The following is a 17,720-nucleotide window of genomic DNA, read 5'->3' on the forward strand; positions in this document are numbered from 1 at the left end:
TGTAATCTGTATGATGTCTGGCAGACTGCGCTGCGATTTAGATAAAGAATAAGGTTACAGACATGATAAGAAAAACCCTGGTAGCGCTTGTCGTTGGTTTGACACTGACAGGATGTGAAGTGACTTCTGTCAATACGCAGCCCCAGCAGCAGAGTGTTGAACGCAAAGATGCCAATGCTCAGATGATGGCACTTGCGCAGTCCTACTTCGATGAGGGCATTACGCTAAGCCCGCTATCTGCAACCTTTTTCGGTATGTCTGAGTACAATGACAAGTTTGAACCACCGCTTGGGGAAGCCAGTCTTGCGCAGTCTCGCGCCTTTACCGACCGCTATCTGGCGCGCCTCGAAGCGCTCGATAGCAGTAAGCTATCAGGCCAGGCTAAACTGTCTTACGACATTCTCCACTATGAACTGCAGCAAAGCAAAGCGGCAGAGCAGTTTGATGATCAGTTTTTGCCGATTGATCAGATGTACGGCTCACATCATATTTTTGCGTCACTCGGTTCCGGGGAAGGTGCACAGCCGTTTAAAACAGTCGAGGATTACAGCAACTTTCTGAAACGGGCCGACGGCTTTGTGGTCTGGCTGAAATCGGCGCAAACTATGATGACTCAGGGCATAGAGCGTGGGGTGGTGTTACCACGTGCGCTTACCGTTAAGGTCATTCCTCAGTTTAAAACACACGTCGTTGAAAAAGCAGAAGACTCCATATTCTGGGGGCCGATTAATAATTTACCCGAGACTTTCTCACGCGAAGAAAAACGTCAAATTACCCAGTCTTACAAGCATTACATTGAGCGCACTTTGGTTCCGGCATACCGCGACATGGTAGGCTTTTTGGAAACAACCTATCTGCCTGCGTCCAGAGCATCGGTTGGCTACGGTGCATTGCCTAACGGTGAGGCCTGGTATCAGCATTACATTAAAGAAAACACTACGCTGGACATGAGCGCAACAGAAATTCACCAGCTGGGTCTGAGTGAAGTACAGCGTATTCGCAATGAAATGAGCAATGTTAAGGAGCAAGTCGGCTTTGAAGGTGACCTGCAGGCATTTTTTGATCACTTACGTGACAGCGAAGAGTTTTACTTCGCTTCAGAGGCCGAACTGATCCAGGCCTATGAAGAGGTGAAAAAGAAAATTGATGCGCGAGTGCCTTTGTTGTTTGATATAAAACCCAAGGCGGATTATATCGTAAAACCTGTGGAAGCGTTTCGTGCGGCATCGGCGGCCGGGGCATCCTATGAAAGCCCGGCACCGGATGGTTCTCGCCCCGGTGTTTTCTATATTAATAGTCATAACCTGAAGGCTCAGCCAAAGTTTATCGTAGAGACACTATCAATCCACGAGGCTGCGCCCGGGCACCATTTCCAGCTCGCGTTGCAGCAGGAAATTGACGACCTGCCTGATTTCCGCAAGTTTGGCGGCTCGACCGTGTTTGTTGAGGGCTGGGCGTTGTATGCAGAAAGTTTGGGTAAAGAGCTGGGTCTGTTCACCGATCCGTATCAATGGTACGGCCGTTTGGCTGATGAGCAGCTCAGAGCAATGAGACTGGTTGTGGATACCGGTTTGCATGCCAAAGGCTGGACGCGTGACGAGGCAATTGCCTTTATGCTTGATAACTCGTCGATGGCCAAGAGCGATGTGGAAGCCGAAGTTGAGCGCTATATCGCATGGCCAGGCCAGGCGGTGTCTTATAAAGTAGGTCAGTTTAAGATCCGTCAACTGCGAGAATACGCCGAACAAAAACTTGGCGCAAAGTTTGATATTCGCGCATTCCACAATCAGGTATTGATTGACGGTGCTTTGCCAATGCCTGTGTTGCAGGACAAGATAGAGCGCTGGGTCGAATCTCAAATGTAACCCCCCACAGATAACAGACCAGCTTTGCGCTGGTCTGTTTCTTTTAGTACAATCTGCGCCCCCTTATCTATGTGGCAGACTGGCGTTATGAGCACAACTCCTTTTTGGATTGAAAAATCACTTGAAGAAATGAACCAACAGGAGTGGGAAGCCATCTGTGACGGCTGTGGCAAATGTTGTCTGCACTCCTTTATAGATTCAGACGAAGATGAGGAAGAACAATTTAGTAGTACCGACGTACTGCGTGAGGGCGAAGAATTGTTGTATACCGACGTGGTGTGCCAATACAGCGACACAAACACCTGTGCCTGCACCCGATATTCGGAGCGACAAACACTGGTGCCATCGTGCGTGCAGCTTACTAAGGAAAACCTCAAAGACATCTTTTTTATGCCGCAATCTTGCAGTTATCGCCGCTTACATGAAGGTCGTGGACTGGCCAGCTGGCACCCGTTACGTCATGAAGGCTCTAAGCAGCCTATGCATGACGCCGGGATCAGTATTCTGGGTAAGGCCATCAGCGAACAGGATGTCGATCTGGGGAACGACTTTGAAGATCACATTGTCACCTGGCCTGAACATGATGTTGATTGATACCAGGCTGGTTAAACTCAGAAGGTGACACTCTCTCCTTCGTTAAGTACGTAAATGGGCCGCTGGGGTGCCAGTGTTTGTTTGACATGAAGCAGCCTAAACAGCGCGGAATGCGACGTTAAATCGCCCATTTTCCAGCTCATATTGCCATATCCCCACGGCACTACTTGCTGACAGTTAAGATCATCGGCCGCCACCAGCATGTCTTCAGGTGTGAGGTGAACATTGCGATACCAGTTGCCATACTCCTCGTGGTGATAAGAGGCTATGGGCAGCAGGCAAACGTCAATATCACCGTACTTCTGTTGTATGTCTTTGAAGTGGGGAGAATAACCTGTATCGCCCGCATAAAATAAGGTCTTGCCCTGGTACTCAAATATCCAGCCACCCCAAAGGGTCGCGTCATTGTCTTCTGTTAGGTAGGGCACAACAACCCGGCTGCTGAAATGATGAGCCGGTACAAAATGAATGTTAAGCTGATCTTGCTGTGCGCTGGCATACCATGCCATTTCATTGATTTTATAGCCGCCGCTGGCAAAGTAGTCGGCAAACCCCAGTGGCGTATAATAAGTTGGCCCGGTGCCTAAGGTGTCGATATCTGCTTTGTTGAAATGGTCGTAATGTATATGCGAATACACGACCGAGGTTAGCTTGTTGAGCTCCTGATCTTCGGGCCACAGAGGCTCAGTCCGATAAAAGCCACCGGTCCATTTAAAACCCAGGTCAACCGGCCAGTCAAACTGCTGACTCACGGGGTCAACCAGCACTTGCTGTCCGTCAGGCATGGTGAGCAAAAAGCTAGCGTGGCCAAGCCATTTTACGTTAAAACCCAGTGGGCTGTTGATGTCGGGGCGCTCGCCTATGTAACGACATTGCTCCATGTTTTCGCGGCATTCAATGAGCGGGGTAGGCGGATAGCAGTCCTGCTCACAAGTGTAAGGGTAGCGCTCTGGCTGTCTATAGAGATTGGCAAAACGGTCTGTGTAGCCCTGAGATGTTTTGTATTTTACCACCGTCTGGTCCGACTGAGTCACTTCAACCTGGTTGGCGGTACAGGCACTCAGGCAAGTGATGAAGGGCAGGGCGAGATAAGGTTTGTGCATAAACGCGTCTTTTTTTATTCTTTTACTGTGTTAGGCTTAGCTTAGCATAAGTGATTAGCACAAAATCAAATAGTTAGATGTAAGCAGGTGTTACTACAATACTAATTTGGTTGTTTAGTTGATGAGAGTACAAGATGAGCAGAGTTTCTCCAGAAACCTGGTATGCCTTAGGGTTTTTCTTTTGGCTGATCCTGGGCCCCTTTACAATAGGCTGGGGTATAATGAAGGCTTACCGCTGTTATTTTCCTAAAACGCCACCGACGGAGGATGAAAGCTCAGTGTCTGTGGTGTCGCAGCTCAGTGCTCAGCGAGATGGTTTTTTTAAACTCTATCTGCTCGGCCTGGTGATTTGTTCGCCCGGATTTTATTACATTTACACTGAATATTTGGCGCATATTTAAATTCTCCTTACAAGTGGGCTTGCTGAAAAGGCGCATCCATGCACCCGCTCTCACAGCCTGTTAAGCAATGTCCTTGTAACTTGGCAAGGAATCAAATGCGCCATAGCGTGTTACGGCAAAAGCGCCGCAGCGACTAGCGTATTCTATGGCACTATATGCGCTATCCCGATCGGCCAATATGGTGTTGACGGGCAAGTCTGAACGGATAAAGGTTGCCAGTAATCCGCCAACAAACGCATCTCCCGCAGCGGTTGTATCTACCGCGGTGACATCGGGTACTTGCACCTCGCCCTGATAAGCCTGTCCATAAAAGCGAACAGCTTGCTTACCATCGGTGATGATCAGCAGCTTTACATTTGCTGCCATGATGGCGTCGAGGGTATGCGACTGAGGCTGACCTGGATGACTTTGTTCATTCAAAAATACCAGCTCCTCGTGCGACAGCTTAACAATGTCTGAGAGAGAAATGACATGCCAAATGCGCTTTGAGCAGTGTGTCATGGATGTCCAGAGGTTCTCTCTCAAGTTCATATCAAAGCTGGTATTCATGCCCTGAGCCCGTGCCTGCGTTAAAGCATGGACGGTTGTTTTATAGATGTTGGTTTCGGTGAGGCTATTGCTGCATACATGTATCAATGAATGCGTATCGAACATGCTGGGATCAAAGTCGTCAGAGCGAAATAGCAGATCAGCCGCGGGGGGACGATAAAAACTGAAACTTCGTTCGCCGTTTGAATCCAACGAAACGAACGCCAGCGCCGTTTTGGCTTTGTCTGTCGAGCTTACGAAATCACAATTAACCCCATGTGATTGCAATTCTTGTTTTATAAAGTGGCCGAACATGTCATCGCCGACCATGCCGCAAAAACTCGCTGCAATACCCTGACGGGCGGCGGCAACGGCAACATTCGCCGGTGCGCCACCTGCGTATTTAGTAAAAGATTCAGGCGTTTTTCCGTCTGACAGGAAATCTATCAGGGCTTCACCAAAACAAACCAGGCTCATAATGCCTCCTGTGCTAGTTGCTGGGCTCTGAGTACTTCGTAGCAGGCGCCCATTGTATGATAATCGGTTTTCCCGGCAGGGCTTTTTTCGTTGCTGTATGCCTGGTTTTGTTTATCTAAAATGCGGTACCAGGCACCATGTTCATGATCTATCATATGATCCCAGCAATACTGCCATATTTTGTCATACCACTGCCAGTAGCGGTTTTCACCCGTTGTGAGTGCCAGCAGCGCCGCAGCGGCAAAACTCTCTGCCTGAACCCAGAAGTATTTGTCTGAGTCGCAAATGCTGTTATCCGGCGCAAAGCCATAGCATATTCCGCCATGTTCCTCATCCCAGGCAGTTTCAAGCGCCGTATCAAACAGGTAACGGGCGCGTTCGATCATCCAGTTTTGTGGTTTGTGCCGATACAGGATCAGCAATAGCTTACTCCACTCAGTTTGATGGCCTGGTTGAAAGCCCCACGGGCGAAACAGGTGTTTGGGGTTATCCAGGTTATAGTGCCAGTCAATCTGCCAGTTATCGCTGTAGTGCTCCCAGACAAGGCCGTTGGCTAATTCAGCCTGTTGTACCGTCATGGTAAAGGCAAGCGCATGTGCGCGTTCAAAGAATTTATTATCCTGCGTGGCTTCAAAACACATGAGTAATGCTTCGCACATATGCATATTGGCGTTTTGCCCCCGGTAAGGATCAGCGACACTAAAATCACCATTGTACTCGTCCAGGTATAGCTGATAGTCACTTTGGTAGTATTTGTCTTCCAGTAAGCGCCATACCGACTCTATGGTCTCAGCCGCTGAATCAACACCGGCCTTAAGCGCAACCGCGTTAGCCAGTAAGACGAACGCAAGGCCGTAACAGTGGTTGGTATTGTCTTCAACCTGGTTTTTACTGATAACCCACGCGTAGCCACCATTGGGTTGTTTGTGTGTTTGCTCAAGAAAGTCCAGACCATGGTGAACCAGTTCGAGGTATTCAGGCTCACGGGTTTGCAAATAAGCCATCGCATAATTGAACACAAACCGGGTACTTGATACCAGATGACGATCATCTTGATTGTAAACCGTGCCGTCATCCAAAAAATAGTGGAAAAACCCGCCGTCAGGGTCTACACATCGGGGATGGTAAAAGCCCATGGTGTGGTTGATATGTTTAAGTAAGAAGTCGTCGTTTCTGAAGTTTATAGACATAACCTATCCAGTGTGTCGTCATTTAGCCTGAGCATATTTACCCGGCAATACCTGCATTTAATCTTACTCTAGCATCATCAAAAATAAATTGGAACGGTCCAATAAAACATTTGTGATTTTTCTGTAACAGTGTGTAGAATCACTGAATCCTTTAACACGGAGTAATCCAAGTGAGCGAAATTAACACTAACCAAAGTTATGTAGCCAGTGGAGATGCAAAAAACAACAACTATTTGTTGCCACTGACCGCCATGACCACCCTGTTTTTTTTATGGGGCTTTATTACTGTACTGAACGATGTGCTGATCCCGCGCCTGAAAGCGGTGTTTGACCTCAGTTATACCGAAGCTATGCTGATCCAGTTTTGTTTTTTCAGCGCCTATTTTATCGTTTCTTTACCTGCCGGCGCGTTCCTCAAACGCTTTGGTTACAAAAACGGTGTTCTGACCGGCCTGGTTGTGGCAGCTGGCGGATGTATGCTGTTTTATCCGGCGGTGGTTGTCCATGAGTACTGGATATTCCTGAGCGCGCTGTTTGTACTGGCTTCAGGTATTACGGTCCTACAAGTATCTGCAAACCCCTATGTTGCTGCACTGGGTCCAGAGAAAACCGCCTCAAGTCGACTGAATCTGGCGCAGGCGCTTAACTCATTGGGAACAACCGTTGGTCCTGCGGTGGGTGGTATGTTGCTGTTTGGTGCCGGTGCCAGTATGGCAACTGACGCAACAGCAGACTCCGTTAAAGTCCCTTACCTGATACTTGCCGGTGCCTTGCTGCTGATTGCAGCGGTATTTGCATTTTTAAAGCTGCCTACCATCGAAGCGCATACAGAAGAAGGGGATTGTAAAGCCCGTGGTCACAAGCTGACCGAAGCTCCGCATCTGGTGATGGGTGTTGCAGCTATCTTTTGTTATGTAGGCGCAGAAGTTGCGATTGGCAGCTTCCTGGTTAACTATTTCGCCGAGCCGTCAATTGCCGGAATGGAAGAGCATACCGCAGCCAAATACATTTCATACTACTGGGGTGGTGCTATGGTAGGTCGGTTTATTGGCTCTGCGGCACTACAAAAGATTGCCCCGTCAAAGGCACTGATGTTCAATGCCATTGCCATTATTGCACTGTTGCTTCTGACGATGTCGACAGATGGCAAGCTGGCCATGTTTGCTGTACTCGCTGTGGGCCTGTTTAATTCAATCATGTTCCCGACCATTTTCTCAATCGCCATTGAAGGACTGGGCTCCTTAACCAGTAAAGGGTCTGGCTGGTTATGTCTGGCAATTGTCGGTGGTGCACTGGTACCGCTGGCACAGGGTCTGGTTGCAGACAGTGCGGGGATCCAGATTAGCTTTATTGTCCCTATGGTCTGTTATGTCTTTATCGCCTGGTATGGACTGAATGTGGTGTCTCTGTACAAACAGTGGCAGCAAAAAGTCGATAGCTAAAAGCGCTTTTATTAAGCCGGCCTCAGCGCCGGCTTTTTTATGTCCGGTTAACCCCATTAACCTTGCTCCTTTGTATCTCGCTAACTATTTCTTATTCTGTTGCTATTGAATACGTATTCATTTGCGGTGTACTATAGAATTGATTGGAACGGTCCAAATTATAACAATAGGTATAGAGGAGAGGTGCATGTATCGCATCGTATCGGTAGCAACCCTGGCTACTATGATATCAGTCTCGTCGCTGGGGGAGGCTAACGCGTCAAACACTCAGTGGGTAGACCCATTTATAGGCACTGGCGGTGATGGCCACACCTTCCCGGGGGCTGTGGTACCCTTTGGTATGGTTCAGTTGAGCCCGGATACCGATAACCCCATGCGCGGTGTATCACCACAACCAGAGATCTATAAGCGCTGTGCAGGCTATCATTATGACGATACCACCATAGTCGGTTTTTCTCATACACACTTTTCCGGCACAGGACACTCTGATCTTGGCGATCTACTGATCATGCCTATCAGCGGGGAAGTTAAAACCAATCCGGGCACGGCAAAAGATCCCGACTCTGGCTATCGTTCGCGATTCTCGCACGACCAGGAATGGGCCGAAGCTGGCTACTACGGGGTAGAGCTACAAGACTACAACATTAAGGCCGAGCTCACAGCCAGTCCGCGTGTAGGCATGCATCAGTATACATTTAAAAATGGTGGCGAAGGTCATGTTTTGTTTGACCTGACCAGCGCGATTTACAACTTTGAAAGCAAAGTCATCTGGAGTGATATCCGCAAGATAAACGACACTACGCTGCTTGCATACCGGGCAACTAATGGTTGGGCGCGTAATCGTCAAATGTACTTTGCCATTGAATTTTCCCAGCCAATCGACAGTTACCGTTTTATCAACGAAGATAATATGCGTTATCGCTGCATGGGCTGTCTGGGTAAAGAAAAACACTCAACTATAGAAAACAAAGCCGTAAAAATGAGTGCAGGTAAGGCGATTAAGTTTGTTGCCAGTTTTGACAATGTTGAAAACAAGCCTCTCCAAGTTAAGGTAGCCTTGTCCGCCGTTAGCCGCAGTAACGCACTGGAAAACCTGCAAGCGGAAATACCGCACTGGGACTTTAATAAGGTACGCAAAGCGGCAAACTCCCAGTGGGCATCCTACTTGGACAAAGTAGATGTTGAAGGGACTCGCTCCGAAAAGCGTCAGTTTTACACTGCACTTTACCATGCACTACAGGCACCCAGTCTCTATCAGGACGTGAACGGGCAATATCGCGGTGTTGATGGTGAAATACATGATGGTAAGGATTTCGAACATTACACGCTTTACTCGTTGTGGGATACCTATCGCGCGTTACATCCGCTGCTGACCTACATAGATCCAGACAGGGTCTCGGGTATGATCCAGTCAATGCTGGTGCATTATCAGCAAAGCTACGAAAAAATGTTACCTATCTGGTCTTTCCATGCGCACGAAACCTGGACCATGATTGGTTATCACGCAGTCTCTGTTATTGCTGATGCTTATCTTAAGGGGATCCGCGATTACGATGTTGATTTGGCTGTAGAGGCCATCATTAACACGGCAAACAACCCGGTTTACGATGCGATCCCGGAATATAAAAAGTACGGCTATGTGCCTATGGATGTGTTGCCTGAATCCGTTTCCATTACGCTGGAATACGCCTATGACGACTTTGCTATTGCCAGAATGTTCGAGGCAATGGGTAAAAGCGAGCAGGCTAAGCATTACTATGCCAGGGCAATGAGCTATAAGAATGTGTTTGACCCACAAAGTGGCTTTATGCGCGGTCGTGACAGTCAGGGACGCTGGGATCCTGATTTTAATCCGTTTAAGGCCAAATACATGGGGCCTTTCACCGAAGGCAATGCCATGCAATACAGCTTTTATGTCCCGCAAGATGTTGCCGGCCTCATTACCTTAATGGGCGGAGACGAGGCATTCACTCAGCGCCTAGATGACTTGTTTGATACGCCTTTGTCCCATGACATGATCAAAGAGCATGAAGACATCGCCGGTTTGATAGGTAACTATGCCCATGGTAATGAACCCAGTCACCATATTGCGTATTTGTATAACTACGCCGGTAAACCGTGGAAAACCCAGCAACGTATTCGCCAGATTATGGATACCTTGAGCTCGGATAAACCCGACGGCCTGGCAGGTAACGATGACGTAGGGCAAATGTCTGCCTGGTATATCTTCTCTGCGATGGGCTTTTATCCGGTAGCCCCTGGAGATCTGGCATATGCGATTGGTGCGCCACAAACGCCCAAGGTTACGTTGAAATTGGCTAATGGTAAGCAGTTTACAACCACTGCGGTTGGTTTGAGCGATGCAAACAAATATATCCAGTCGGTTACTTTGAATGGCAAGGTCCTTGAGCGTAGTTATCTGACTCATGACGACATTATGTCGGGCGGGGAGCTACGATATGTGATGGGCGATAAACCCAATAAAAATTGGGGTAAAGGCTTTAAAGCAAGGCCCCCGGCGTTATCAAAGTATCAGTAGCAAGACCCGATTACACTTTCATCTAACGAACAGCCAGGCTGTATTGTCCTTCAGTATCGGTCAATGTTGTTAGATTGGGGTCGATACAGCTTGTGGTGATCATTGTGTGTTAGTCAAAGGTGGGAACAATCCCGCCTTTTTTCATTTTTAGCGTTAACACTTGTCCAATAACTATTCAGTTAAAAAATAAATTGTGAAAACAAGTGTATAATTGGCTTAAGACCGCAAAAGTTTCGCCGATAAGGTAAGACAAACTCGTTAAGATTTGGTAAAACAAATTTGTATTAGCAGAATTAAGACAGGATCCCCATGATTAGTGCGCTCAAATTTACAACTAAAATAACACTGGCCGCTTCATTGGTGCTGGTGATCGTGCTTTCCCTTTTTACCGTGAATAACTTTATTCTGATGCGCTCGCAAACTCAGGCTCAGCTGACCCTGGTATTGCAGGAAATCTCTGAGTCAGTATCGCAGAATATAGCCAACTGGCTAAACGACAGGCTGGATATTGTCAGCTCTGTTGCCAGCGGCCATCGTACGAGCGATGCCTCAGCGGATATTTTACGTCGAGTACAAACGGCTCATGAGGCCGGGCATTTTAAGAATACCTTTATTGGCACGCCTGACGGCCAGTTTGTTCTTAACGATACCAGCGTGGTCTTGCCCAGCGATTTTGATGCCACCCAGAGACCCTGGTATAAACTTGCTGAGCGAAAACGCGATACTGCGTTTACCACCCCCTATATTGATGTCACCAGTAACGAGCTGACCATCACCGCCGTAGTCCCTATCATGATGAACGGTCGTTTCTCTGGCGTTGCCGGAGGTGACATTGACATGGCGACCATTACAGACATAGTCAACGAAATCGATTTTCTGGGTTACGGTTATGGCTTTTTACTGGATGCAGAAGGTCGCATCCTGAGCCACCCAAATACCGCGCTCAACGATAAACCTATGTCAGACTTGTTTGGTACTAAACTGCCGCTGTCCGAATCATTCGCAAACTTGACTATAGACGGCAAAGAAAAACTGGTGTCTTTCGTCAAAATGCGCGGTATAAAAAATGTCGACTGGTATCTCGGGGTAGTGATCGACAAAGAGATTGCCTACAGCTCAGTGGCTTCTTTTCGCAATATGGCCCTAATCTATATGCTGGTGGGTGTTGTGGTAATTGTAGTGATGTTACAGCTGCTATTGAAATACCTGATGCGGCCAATGGTTCATTTGAACGAGGCAATTAAAGACATAGCCCAGGGTGAAGGCGATTTAACCCGCAGACTGGAGGTTGAAAACAACGACGAGTTTGGTGAGCTGTCTAATTACTTCAACCTGTTTGTAGACAAAATTCACGAGAGTATTTCTAAGGTCAAGGAAACCACGCTGGCGCTGGAGCAGGTCATGGCCGGGCTTCAATCGCAAACCCAGGGTGCCCTGGACATTTATACCGAACAAACCAAACGTACCGACAGTGTCGCAACCGCCATTAACGAACTCTCTTCCAGCGCAGTTGAGATTTCAAATAATGCCAAGCACGCCTCGGAATTGGCGACGGAGGCAAATAGCTTGTCCAGCCAGGGCCAGGTTGCACTGAATGCCAATATCGAAGAGATAGGTTCTTTGAGTGCTAAGATGCAGAAGGCCCAGTCGACAATCGATGGTCTGGATAAACTGACCTCAAGTATCGGCCAGGTGCTTGAAGTGATAAAAGGGGTCAGTGAGCAGACTAATCTGCTGGCGCTCAACGCGGCAATAGAAGCGGCGCGCGCCGGTGAGGCCGGACGTGGGTTCGCTGTGGTGGCAGACGAGGTCAGACAGCTTGCCCAGCGCACACAGGAATCGACCCAGGAAATTGAAAACACCATTGGCGAATTGCAACAGGGATCGGCATCGGCCGTTGCGGTGATGAAGTCGAGCATCGACGATTCAAGTAACAGCGCGCAGCAGGCTCAGTCCGCCGGTACTAAAATGCAGGAAGTGACGCATGCAATCGATTCTATCGACGGTGTAAACCATGCCGTGGCCAGTGCAACGCAGGAACAAAATGCGGTGATCCAGTCGCTCGACAGCGACATTCATGGGATCAGTGATTTGTGTGTCGAGGGCAGTGACAGCCTGACCAAAACTCTGGAAGAATGCCGGACACTAAAATTGCAATTTGATGAGCTTGAACATATGCTCGCCAAGTTCAAGGTTTAACCCTTTCTAAGGCTGCGATCATGCAGCCTTTTTTCTTTATTGCGCAAGATTAAATAAACCCCCTTCATGAATCATATATGACAGCTGTAACCTAAATGTATTTTTAGCGCAACATGGATGTCATTTAGGCACATTAGACTGCACGCAATTCCAATATAGCAACAAGCAAATATTAAAAGGTGTATGCGATGAAGTGCGTTAACCACTTGCTATTAGCAGGTATGGTCGCAGTAGCGGCTAATGCTCAGGCAAACGATCTGGATAAGGTCATTAATTCAAGTTCGGCGATTAACCAGTCCGCTTTGCAATCTCAAAACAAAATCAACTCAATTGCAGACGATATGCAGTCACGTCTGCAAAAGTTCAGAACCCTGAATAAAGAAATCGATGGCCTGGTTGTTTACAACAGCCAGCTTGATAAGCAGATCAAAAATCAATTAGAAGAAATGGCTGCTATCAATGCATCGATGGATCAGGTATCGGTTATCGAGCGTCAAATTACGCCGCTGATGATGCGCATGATCACTGGTCTTGAGCAATTCGTTGCCCTAGATGTGCCATTTCTTAAAAAGGAACGTGCCGAGCGTATCGCAAAGCTACAGGCCATGATGGACCGCGCTGATGTATCTTCCAGTGAAAAATTCCGCCGCGTTTTAGAAGCATATCAGGTAGAGGTTGAATACGGTCGCACTATCGAAGCTTACTCAACACTGCTTAGTGTTGATGGTCAGGAGCGCGAAGTCGATATGCTACGTATCGGACGTCTTGAACTACTTTACGTAACCAAAGATGGCAGTAAAGCGGGTAGCTGGAACAAAGAGAGCAAGTCTTTCACTGCATTGCCAGACACCAACATCAGTCAAATCAACAAGGGTATCCGTATTGCCCGTAAGCAACTTGCCCCGGATATGTTAACTCTGCCAATTCAGGCTGCAGAATAAGAGGTATACAATGAACTTTTTTAAATCTTTCAGCCTAAAAACAGTTATGGCAGCGACACTGGCGTTGTCGAGCTCAGCGTTTGCAGCCGAGCAAGCGATGGACCTGGATACCCTGTTAAAGCAACTTGAGCAAGGTCAAACAGCCCAGAACGCGCAAAACGCACAACGCGAAGCGCAGTTTAAGGCACAACAGAGCGAACAGGTTCGCATGCTTCGCGAACTGACTGCAAACCGTGACGGAGAGCTAAACCGCTCAGAGCGCCTTGAAACACAGTTTGAAGAAAATGAAATTAAACTTGGCAACTTGAGTGATACGCTGTCTAAACGCATGGGTTCATTGAAAGAGCTATTCGGTGTGCTGCAACAGGTTGCCGGAGACTCAAGTAACAAATTCCGCACGTCTGTGGTCTCTGCCGAAATTCCAAACCGCAGCGCGTTTATGGATGATATGGCACAGCGTATGGGCTCGAGCACTAAGCTTGCGTCAATCGAAGACATTGAAAAAGTCTGGGTTGAGTTACAACGTGAAATGACCGAGCAAGGTAAAGTCTCTCGCTATACTTCAGATGTGATTGTCGCCGGTGGTGCGAAAGAGCAAAAAGAAGTTTTGCGTGTTGGTGCGTTTAACCTGATTGCTGATGGTAAATACCTGTCTTACAACCCAGAAACTAACACATTGTCTGAGTTGACGCGTCAGCCTACTGCACGCTTCACACAAAGTGCAGCTGACCTTCAGTCTGCGCAATCAGGTATTGTCGACTTTGCACTTGACCCAACAGGCGGCTCAATTCTGGGTCTGCTGGTTCAGGCGCCAAACACCAAAGAGCAGGTTGAGCAAGGTGGTGCGGTAGGTTATGTCATCCTGGGCGTGGGTTTGCTTGCACTGCTAATTGCCATCGAGCGCTTTATCTCTCTGATGATTATGGGTGCTAAAATCAACCGTCAGCTAAAAGACTCTGTTGCACGTGAAGACAACCCGCTGGGTCGTGTGATGAAAGTTAAAGAGCAATACCCGGATGTGGCGTATGACACACTTGAGCTTAAGTTAAGTGAAGCAATCCTGCGTGAGATGCCGAAAATTACCCGTAACCTGACTCTGATTAAGATTATTTCAGTAGTTGCCCCGCTGCTTGGTCTACTGGGTACGGTAACCGGTATGATAAATACATTCCAGGCAATTACACTGTTTGGTACAGGTGACCCGAAACTCATGGCAGGTGGTATCTCTACCGCACTCGTTACAACTGTACTGGGTCTGGTGGTTGCTATCCCAACCGTGTTCCTATACACCATTCTTAACACTCGCTCTCGTAATTTGCTGCTTATCCTGCAAGAGCAAAGTGCCGGCATCATCGCTGAGCGCAGCGAGAAAGGAGCGTAATTGTGGTTCTTTTAGTAGATGCAATTAATGCGCTACGTGAGTTCCTAGATACAGGTGGCCAGGTTCTCCTGGTCATCGGACTGGTCACATTTCTGATGTGGCTGTTGATCCTCGAGCGCTTTATGTTTGTGTTCGGCAAGTTCAGAACGTATCGCAAAGATCTGCTGAACAGCTGGAGCAGCCGAGAGGAAAGAAACAGCTGGAATGCAGAGCAGATCCGCCAGGCCATGATCTCACGAGCCGGTATTCAGCTTAACAGTAACTTACCTTATATCAATGTCATGGTTGCCCTGTGTCCTCTACTGGGTCTGCTCGGTACAGTGACCGGCATGATTGAAGTATTTAATGTTATGGCAATCACAGGTTCCGGTAGTGCCCGTTCAATGGCAGCCGGTGTATCCAAGGCAACCATTCCTACTATGGCTGGGATGGTTGGCGCGCTGTCCGGGGTGTTTGCCTCGACCTTTTTGCAACGCAAAGCAAAGCGCGAAGTAGAACTGCTGGAAGACAAGCTGTTGCTTGACCACTAGAAAAGAATTTGAGGAAACAAAATGAGAGCTCCACTAGCAAAGGTTTTTCAGGAAGAAGAAGCCGAAGAAATTAACATGACGCCCATGCTGGACGTTGTATTTATCATGCTTATCTTCTTTATCGTTACTGCGTCGTTTGTCAAAGAAGCTGGCATTGATGTCAACCGCCCGGAAGCGGCGACAGCCGTGAAAAAGCAGCGTGCCAATATCCTGGTTGCCATTTCAGACAAAGGCGAAATCTGGATCAACAAACGCCAGGTTGATATTCGCGCCGTACAGGCCAACATCGAGCGCCTGAAAGCGGAAAATCCGCAGGGCAGCGTGGTTATTCAGGCAGATAAAAAAGCAACCACAGATACCCTAATCAAGGTAATGGATGCATCTCGTGCAGCAGGCGCGTTTGATGTCTCGATTGCAGCACAGGAATCATAGGATTAGAAAATGCGTTACTTACTAGCACTCGTTATTGCAGGTATTGTGACTTTTTTCTTGTTTCTCGGTATGCAAGCACTGATCACAGGCGGCGAAGGCAAAATGGAAGAGCCCGTTAAAGGCAATGTCCTTGACTTTGTTCGCCTGAAAAAAGAAGAAACAGTTCAGAAAAAAGAACGCAAGCCACAAAAACCACCAACGCCAAAAGAGCCGCCTCCACCTATGGATGCGCCTCAGATGCAAAGTAATAACCTTGATGCCGCAGGCGCTGATTTTAATTTTAGCGCAGACGTTGCAGCCGATGTAGACCTTGCCGGTGGACTGGCACTCGAATCCAGTGATGGTGAATATCTACCAATCGTTAAGGTTGCGCCAGTCTATCCCAGACGTGCGCTGTCACGCGGTATCGAAGGATACGTGATCGTTGAGTTTATCGTGACTAAGCAAGGCACGGTAAGAGATCCGGTTGTCGTGAAAGCTGAACCGGAGAATATTTTTGAGCGTGCGGCAATGGATGCGGCTTTGAAATTTAAGTACAAGCCTCGTGTTGTGAACGGTGAAGCGGTAGAAGTAGCCGGTGTTCAGAACAAGATCTCATTCCAGATCAATGGCTAACAGACAAAGGTGCGATTATGAAAGTATTTAAAAAAGTCTTGTTGGCAAGTGCACTTAGTTGTGCCGGCCTGGCGGCGCCAAGTATGGTCTCGGTGTTACCGGGTGTTGACCTTGCGGTTGCACATGCAGAAACCAAAACTAAGCGCGTACCGGCACTGCGCGAAAAAGTATACAGCCAGCTGGCACGTGCACAAAAGCTGGCCGATGATGGCGACGTCAAAGGTGGTCTGGAAGTTCTGGACTCCATTAAAGAACGTTCCGGTAGTATGAACTCTTACGAAATTGCCATGATGCATAATTTCTATGGGTTTATCTATTACAACGAAAATCAGCTTGATAAAGCCATTGCTTCATTTGAACAAGTGGTTGCTGAAGAAGCGATCCCTGAGTCACTGAGACTATCCACGACCTTTAGTCTGGCGCAATTGGCTATGGCCAATGGAGATTATAAGGCCACGGTTGATTATCTCGACAGATGGAAAAAGATAAATACTCAGCCAATTAAAAGTAATTATTATGTATTAAAAGCGCAGGCTTTATATCAGGATAAAAACTATCAATCGGCTGTAGAGAATATCAATATAGCGATATCATTAACAGAAAGTGAAGGTAATGTTCCAAAGGAGAGCTGGTTGGTTCTGCAAAGGGCATTATACTACTCAATGAATCAACCTAAAAAGGTTGCTGATGTACTGGAAAAAATGGTTAAGCTGTTTGATAAGCCAGAATACTGGGTTCAGTTAGCGGGTATGTTTGGTGAGCTGGGCGAAGAGAAAAAACAATTAGCCTTGCTCGAAACAGCCAAACAACGCGGCTTTATTAAAAAGCGCAGTGACGTTATCCAGCTGGCTCAGGTCTATCTGTTTAATGGTTTACCGTATAAGGCGGCTGTGGCTCTGGATGAAGGCATCAAAAGTGGGGTTGTCGAAGGCAATGCTAAAAATTACGCTTTTATCGCCGAGGCCTATGTTCAGTCTAAGGATGAAGATAAGTCCATATCCTACTTTGTAAAAGCAGACAAAGAAGTAGCGCATGGCAACTATCTGCAACGTATTGCTGAGGTCTACATTAATCTGGAAAAGTTTGATGAAGCTGCCGACGCTGCGCGCGCGGCCCTGGATAAAGGGGAGCTGACTTTCGAGTCCAACGCCTATGTGGCATTAGGTATGGCACAATACAATCTGCAAAACTTCGACGCGTCAATACTTGCGTTTGAACAGGCGGAAAAGCACAAAAAATCAGCTAATCTCGCCAAGCAATGGATTAAGTACGTTAAACGCGAAAAAATTCACGCCGAAACGTTAAAGCAAGCTTTGTTATGATTTTATAATCGCAACACCAAAGCCGCCTTCGGGCGGTTTTTTTATGCCTGCCTTAAAATAAAAAATCCCCTGAATTTGATACTTTCATTTTTCTGAAAATAATTAGACACACAAATGAAATATAGGCTTTATATGATAACGCCAGCTCATTTAAATACACA

At 47.5% G+C, this 17,720-nt stretch carries 15 protein-coding genes; 12 read left to right on the forward strand and 3 right to left on the reverse strand.

The window, feature by feature from the left end:
* Nucleotides 1–62: 62 nt before the first annotated feature.
* Nucleotides 63–1,865 (forward strand): DUF885 domain-containing protein, encoded by a 1,803-nt coding sequence (locus tag L1285_RS00975; RefSeq protein ID WP_235410603.1) that lies wholly within the window; start codon nt 63–65, stop codon nt 1,863–1,865.
* Nucleotides 1,866–1,952: 87 nt separating this feature from the next.
* Complete coding sequence (locus tag L1285_RS00980; RefSeq protein WP_235410604.1) at nt 1,953–2,459, forward strand: YcgN family cysteine cluster protein; 507 nt, start codon at nt 1,953–1,955, stop codon at nt 2,457–2,459.
* 17 nt (nt 2,460–2,476) lie between these two features.
* Here the strand turns inward: L1285_RS00980 and L1285_RS00985 are convergent, their stop codons facing one another.
* Nucleotides 2,477–3,562: an MBL fold metallo-hydrolase gene (locus tag L1285_RS00985; RefSeq protein WP_235410605.1), complete on the reverse strand. Its 1,086-nt coding sequence runs from the start codon at nt 3,560–3,562 to the stop codon at nt 2,477–2,479.
* Between the two features lie 134 nt (nt 3,563–3,696).
* On the opposite strand from L1285_RS00985, the gene L1285_RS00990 reads away from it, so the two are divergent.
* Nucleotides 3,697–3,963 (forward strand): hypothetical protein, encoded by a 267-nt coding sequence (locus L1285_RS00990; protein WP_235410606.1) that lies wholly within the window; start codon nt 3,697–3,699, stop codon nt 3,961–3,963.
* Nucleotides 3,964–4,023: 60 nt separating this feature from the next.
* Here the strand turns inward: L1285_RS00990 and L1285_RS00995 are convergent, their stop codons facing one another.
* Together L1285_RS00995 and L1285_RS01000 are read right to left on the reverse strand one after the other, a co-directional pair.
* On the reverse strand, nt 4,024–4,968 hold the full coding sequence (locus L1285_RS00995) for a carbohydrate kinase family protein (protein WP_235410607.1): 945 nt from the start codon (nt 4,966–4,968) through the stop codon (nt 4,024–4,026).
* Nucleotides 4,965–6,158: an AGE family epimerase/isomerase gene (locus L1285_RS01000; protein ID WP_235410608.1), complete on the reverse strand. Its 1,194-nt coding sequence runs from the start codon at nt 6,156–6,158 to the stop codon at nt 4,965–4,967. Before L1285_RS01000 ends, L1285_RS00995 begins: the two co-directional genes overlap by 4 nt.
* 170 nt (nt 6,159–6,328) lie before the next feature.
* Between L1285_RS01000 and L1285_RS01005 the strand changes: the two genes are divergently transcribed.
* From L1285_RS01005 to L1285_RS01045, 9 genes are all read left to right on the forward strand, one after another.
* Nucleotides 6,329–7,600, forward strand: a complete 1,272-nt coding sequence (locus L1285_RS01005) for a sugar MFS transporter (protein ID WP_235410609.1) — start codon at nt 6,329–6,331, stop codon at nt 7,598–7,600.
* A gap of 187 nt (nt 7,601–7,787) precedes the next feature.
* On the forward strand, nt 7,788–10,139 hold the full coding sequence (locus L1285_RS01010; RefSeq protein WP_268835927.1) for a GH92 family glycosyl hydrolase: 2,352 nt from the start codon (nt 7,788–7,790) through the stop codon (nt 10,137–10,139).
* A 309-nt stretch (nt 10,140–10,448) separates the two neighbouring features.
* On the forward strand, nt 10,449–12,338 hold the full coding sequence (locus tag L1285_RS01015; RefSeq protein ID WP_235410610.1) for a methyl-accepting chemotaxis protein: 1,890 nt from the start codon (nt 10,449–10,451) through the stop codon (nt 12,336–12,338).
* 188 nt (nt 12,339–12,526) lie between these two features.
* Complete coding sequence (locus L1285_RS01020; RefSeq protein ID WP_235410611.1) at nt 12,527–13,279, forward strand: DUF3450 domain-containing protein; 753 nt, start codon at nt 12,527–12,529, stop codon at nt 13,277–13,279.
* A 46-nt stretch (nt 13,280–13,325) separates the two neighbouring features.
* Nucleotides 13,326–14,660, forward strand: coding sequence for a MotA/TolQ/ExbB proton channel family protein (locus tag L1285_RS01025; RefSeq protein WP_442960467.1), 1,335 nt, complete (start codon nt 13,326–13,328; stop codon nt 14,658–14,660).
* A 2-nt stretch (nt 14,661–14,662) separates the two neighbouring features.
* Nucleotides 14,663–15,190, forward strand: coding sequence for a MotA/TolQ/ExbB proton channel family protein (locus L1285_RS01030; protein ID WP_010381299.1), 528 nt, complete (start codon nt 14,663–14,665; stop codon nt 15,188–15,190).
* A 21-nt stretch (nt 15,191–15,211) separates the two neighbouring features.
* On the forward strand, nt 15,212–15,622 hold the full coding sequence (locus L1285_RS01035) for an ExbD/TolR family protein (RefSeq protein WP_010381303.1): 411 nt from the start codon (nt 15,212–15,214) through the stop codon (nt 15,620–15,622).
* A 9-nt stretch (nt 15,623–15,631) separates the two neighbouring features.
* Nucleotides 15,632–16,237 carry an energy transducer TonB gene (locus L1285_RS01040; protein WP_046005184.1) on the forward strand — a complete coding sequence of 202 codons (606 nt, stop codon included), beginning with the start codon at nt 15,632–15,634 and terminating at the stop codon, nt 16,235–16,237.
* Nucleotides 16,238–16,254: 17 nt separating this feature from the next.
* Nucleotides 16,255–17,559: a tetratricopeptide repeat protein gene (locus L1285_RS01045; protein WP_235410613.1), complete on the forward strand. Its 1,305-nt coding sequence runs from the start codon at nt 16,255–16,257 to the stop codon at nt 17,557–17,559.
* Nucleotides 17,560–17,720: the final 161 nt, after the last annotated feature.

The organism is Pseudoalteromonas sp. DL2-H2.2 (assembly GCF_021532535.1).
GTDB lineage: Bacteria > Pseudomonadota > Gammaproteobacteria > Enterobacterales > Alteromonadaceae > Pseudoalteromonas > Pseudoalteromonas rubra_A.

Bases quoted from the DNA above. Each gene is read 5' to 3' on its own strand.
- L1285_RS01035 (WP_010381303.1), top strand. From the start codon at position 15,212: ATGAGAGCTCCACTAGCAAAGGTTTTTCAGGAAGAAGAAGCCGAAGAA.
- L1285_RS01000 (WP_235410608.1), bottom strand. From the start codon at position 6,158: ATGTCTATAAACTTCAGAAACGACGACTTCTTACTTAAACATATCAAC.
- L1285_RS01040 (WP_046005184.1), top strand. From the start codon at position 15,632: ATGCGTTACTTACTAGCACTCGTTATTGCAGGTATTGTGACTTTTTTC.
- L1285_RS01025 (WP_442960467.1), top strand. From the start codon at position 13,326: ATGGCAGCGACACTGGCGTTGTCGAGCTCAGCGTTTGCAGCCGAGCAA.
- L1285_RS00980 (WP_235410604.1), top strand. From the start codon at position 1,953: ATGAGCACAACTCCTTTTTGGATTGAAAAATCACTTGAAGAAATGAAC.
- L1285_RS01015 (WP_235410610.1), top strand. From the start codon at position 10,449: ATGATTAGTGCGCTCAAATTTACAACTAAAATAACACTGGCCGCTTCA.
- L1285_RS01045 (WP_235410613.1), top strand. From the start codon at position 16,255: ATGAAAGTATTTAAAAAAGTCTTGTTGGCAAGTGCACTTAGTTGTGCC.
- L1285_RS01010 (WP_268835927.1), top strand. From the start codon at position 7,788: ATGTATCGCATCGTATCGGTAGCAACCCTGGCTACTATGATATCAGTC.
- L1285_RS00990 (WP_235410606.1), top strand. From the start codon at position 3,697: ATGAGCAGAGTTTCTCCAGAAACCTGGTATGCCTTAGGGTTTTTCTTT.
- L1285_RS00985 (WP_235410605.1), bottom strand. From the start codon at position 3,562: ATGCACAAACCTTATCTCGCCCTGCCCTTCATCACTTGCCTGAGTGCC.
- L1285_RS00975 (WP_235410603.1), top strand. From the start codon at position 63: ATGATAAGAAAAACCCTGGTAGCGCTTGTCGTTGGTTTGACACTGACA.
- L1285_RS01020 (WP_235410611.1), top strand. From the start codon at position 12,527: ATGAAGTGCGTTAACCACTTGCTATTAGCAGGTATGGTCGCAGTAGCG.
- L1285_RS00995 (WP_235410607.1), bottom strand. From the start codon at position 4,968: ATGAGCCTGGTTTGTTTTGGTGAAGCCCTGATAGATTTCCTGTCAGAC.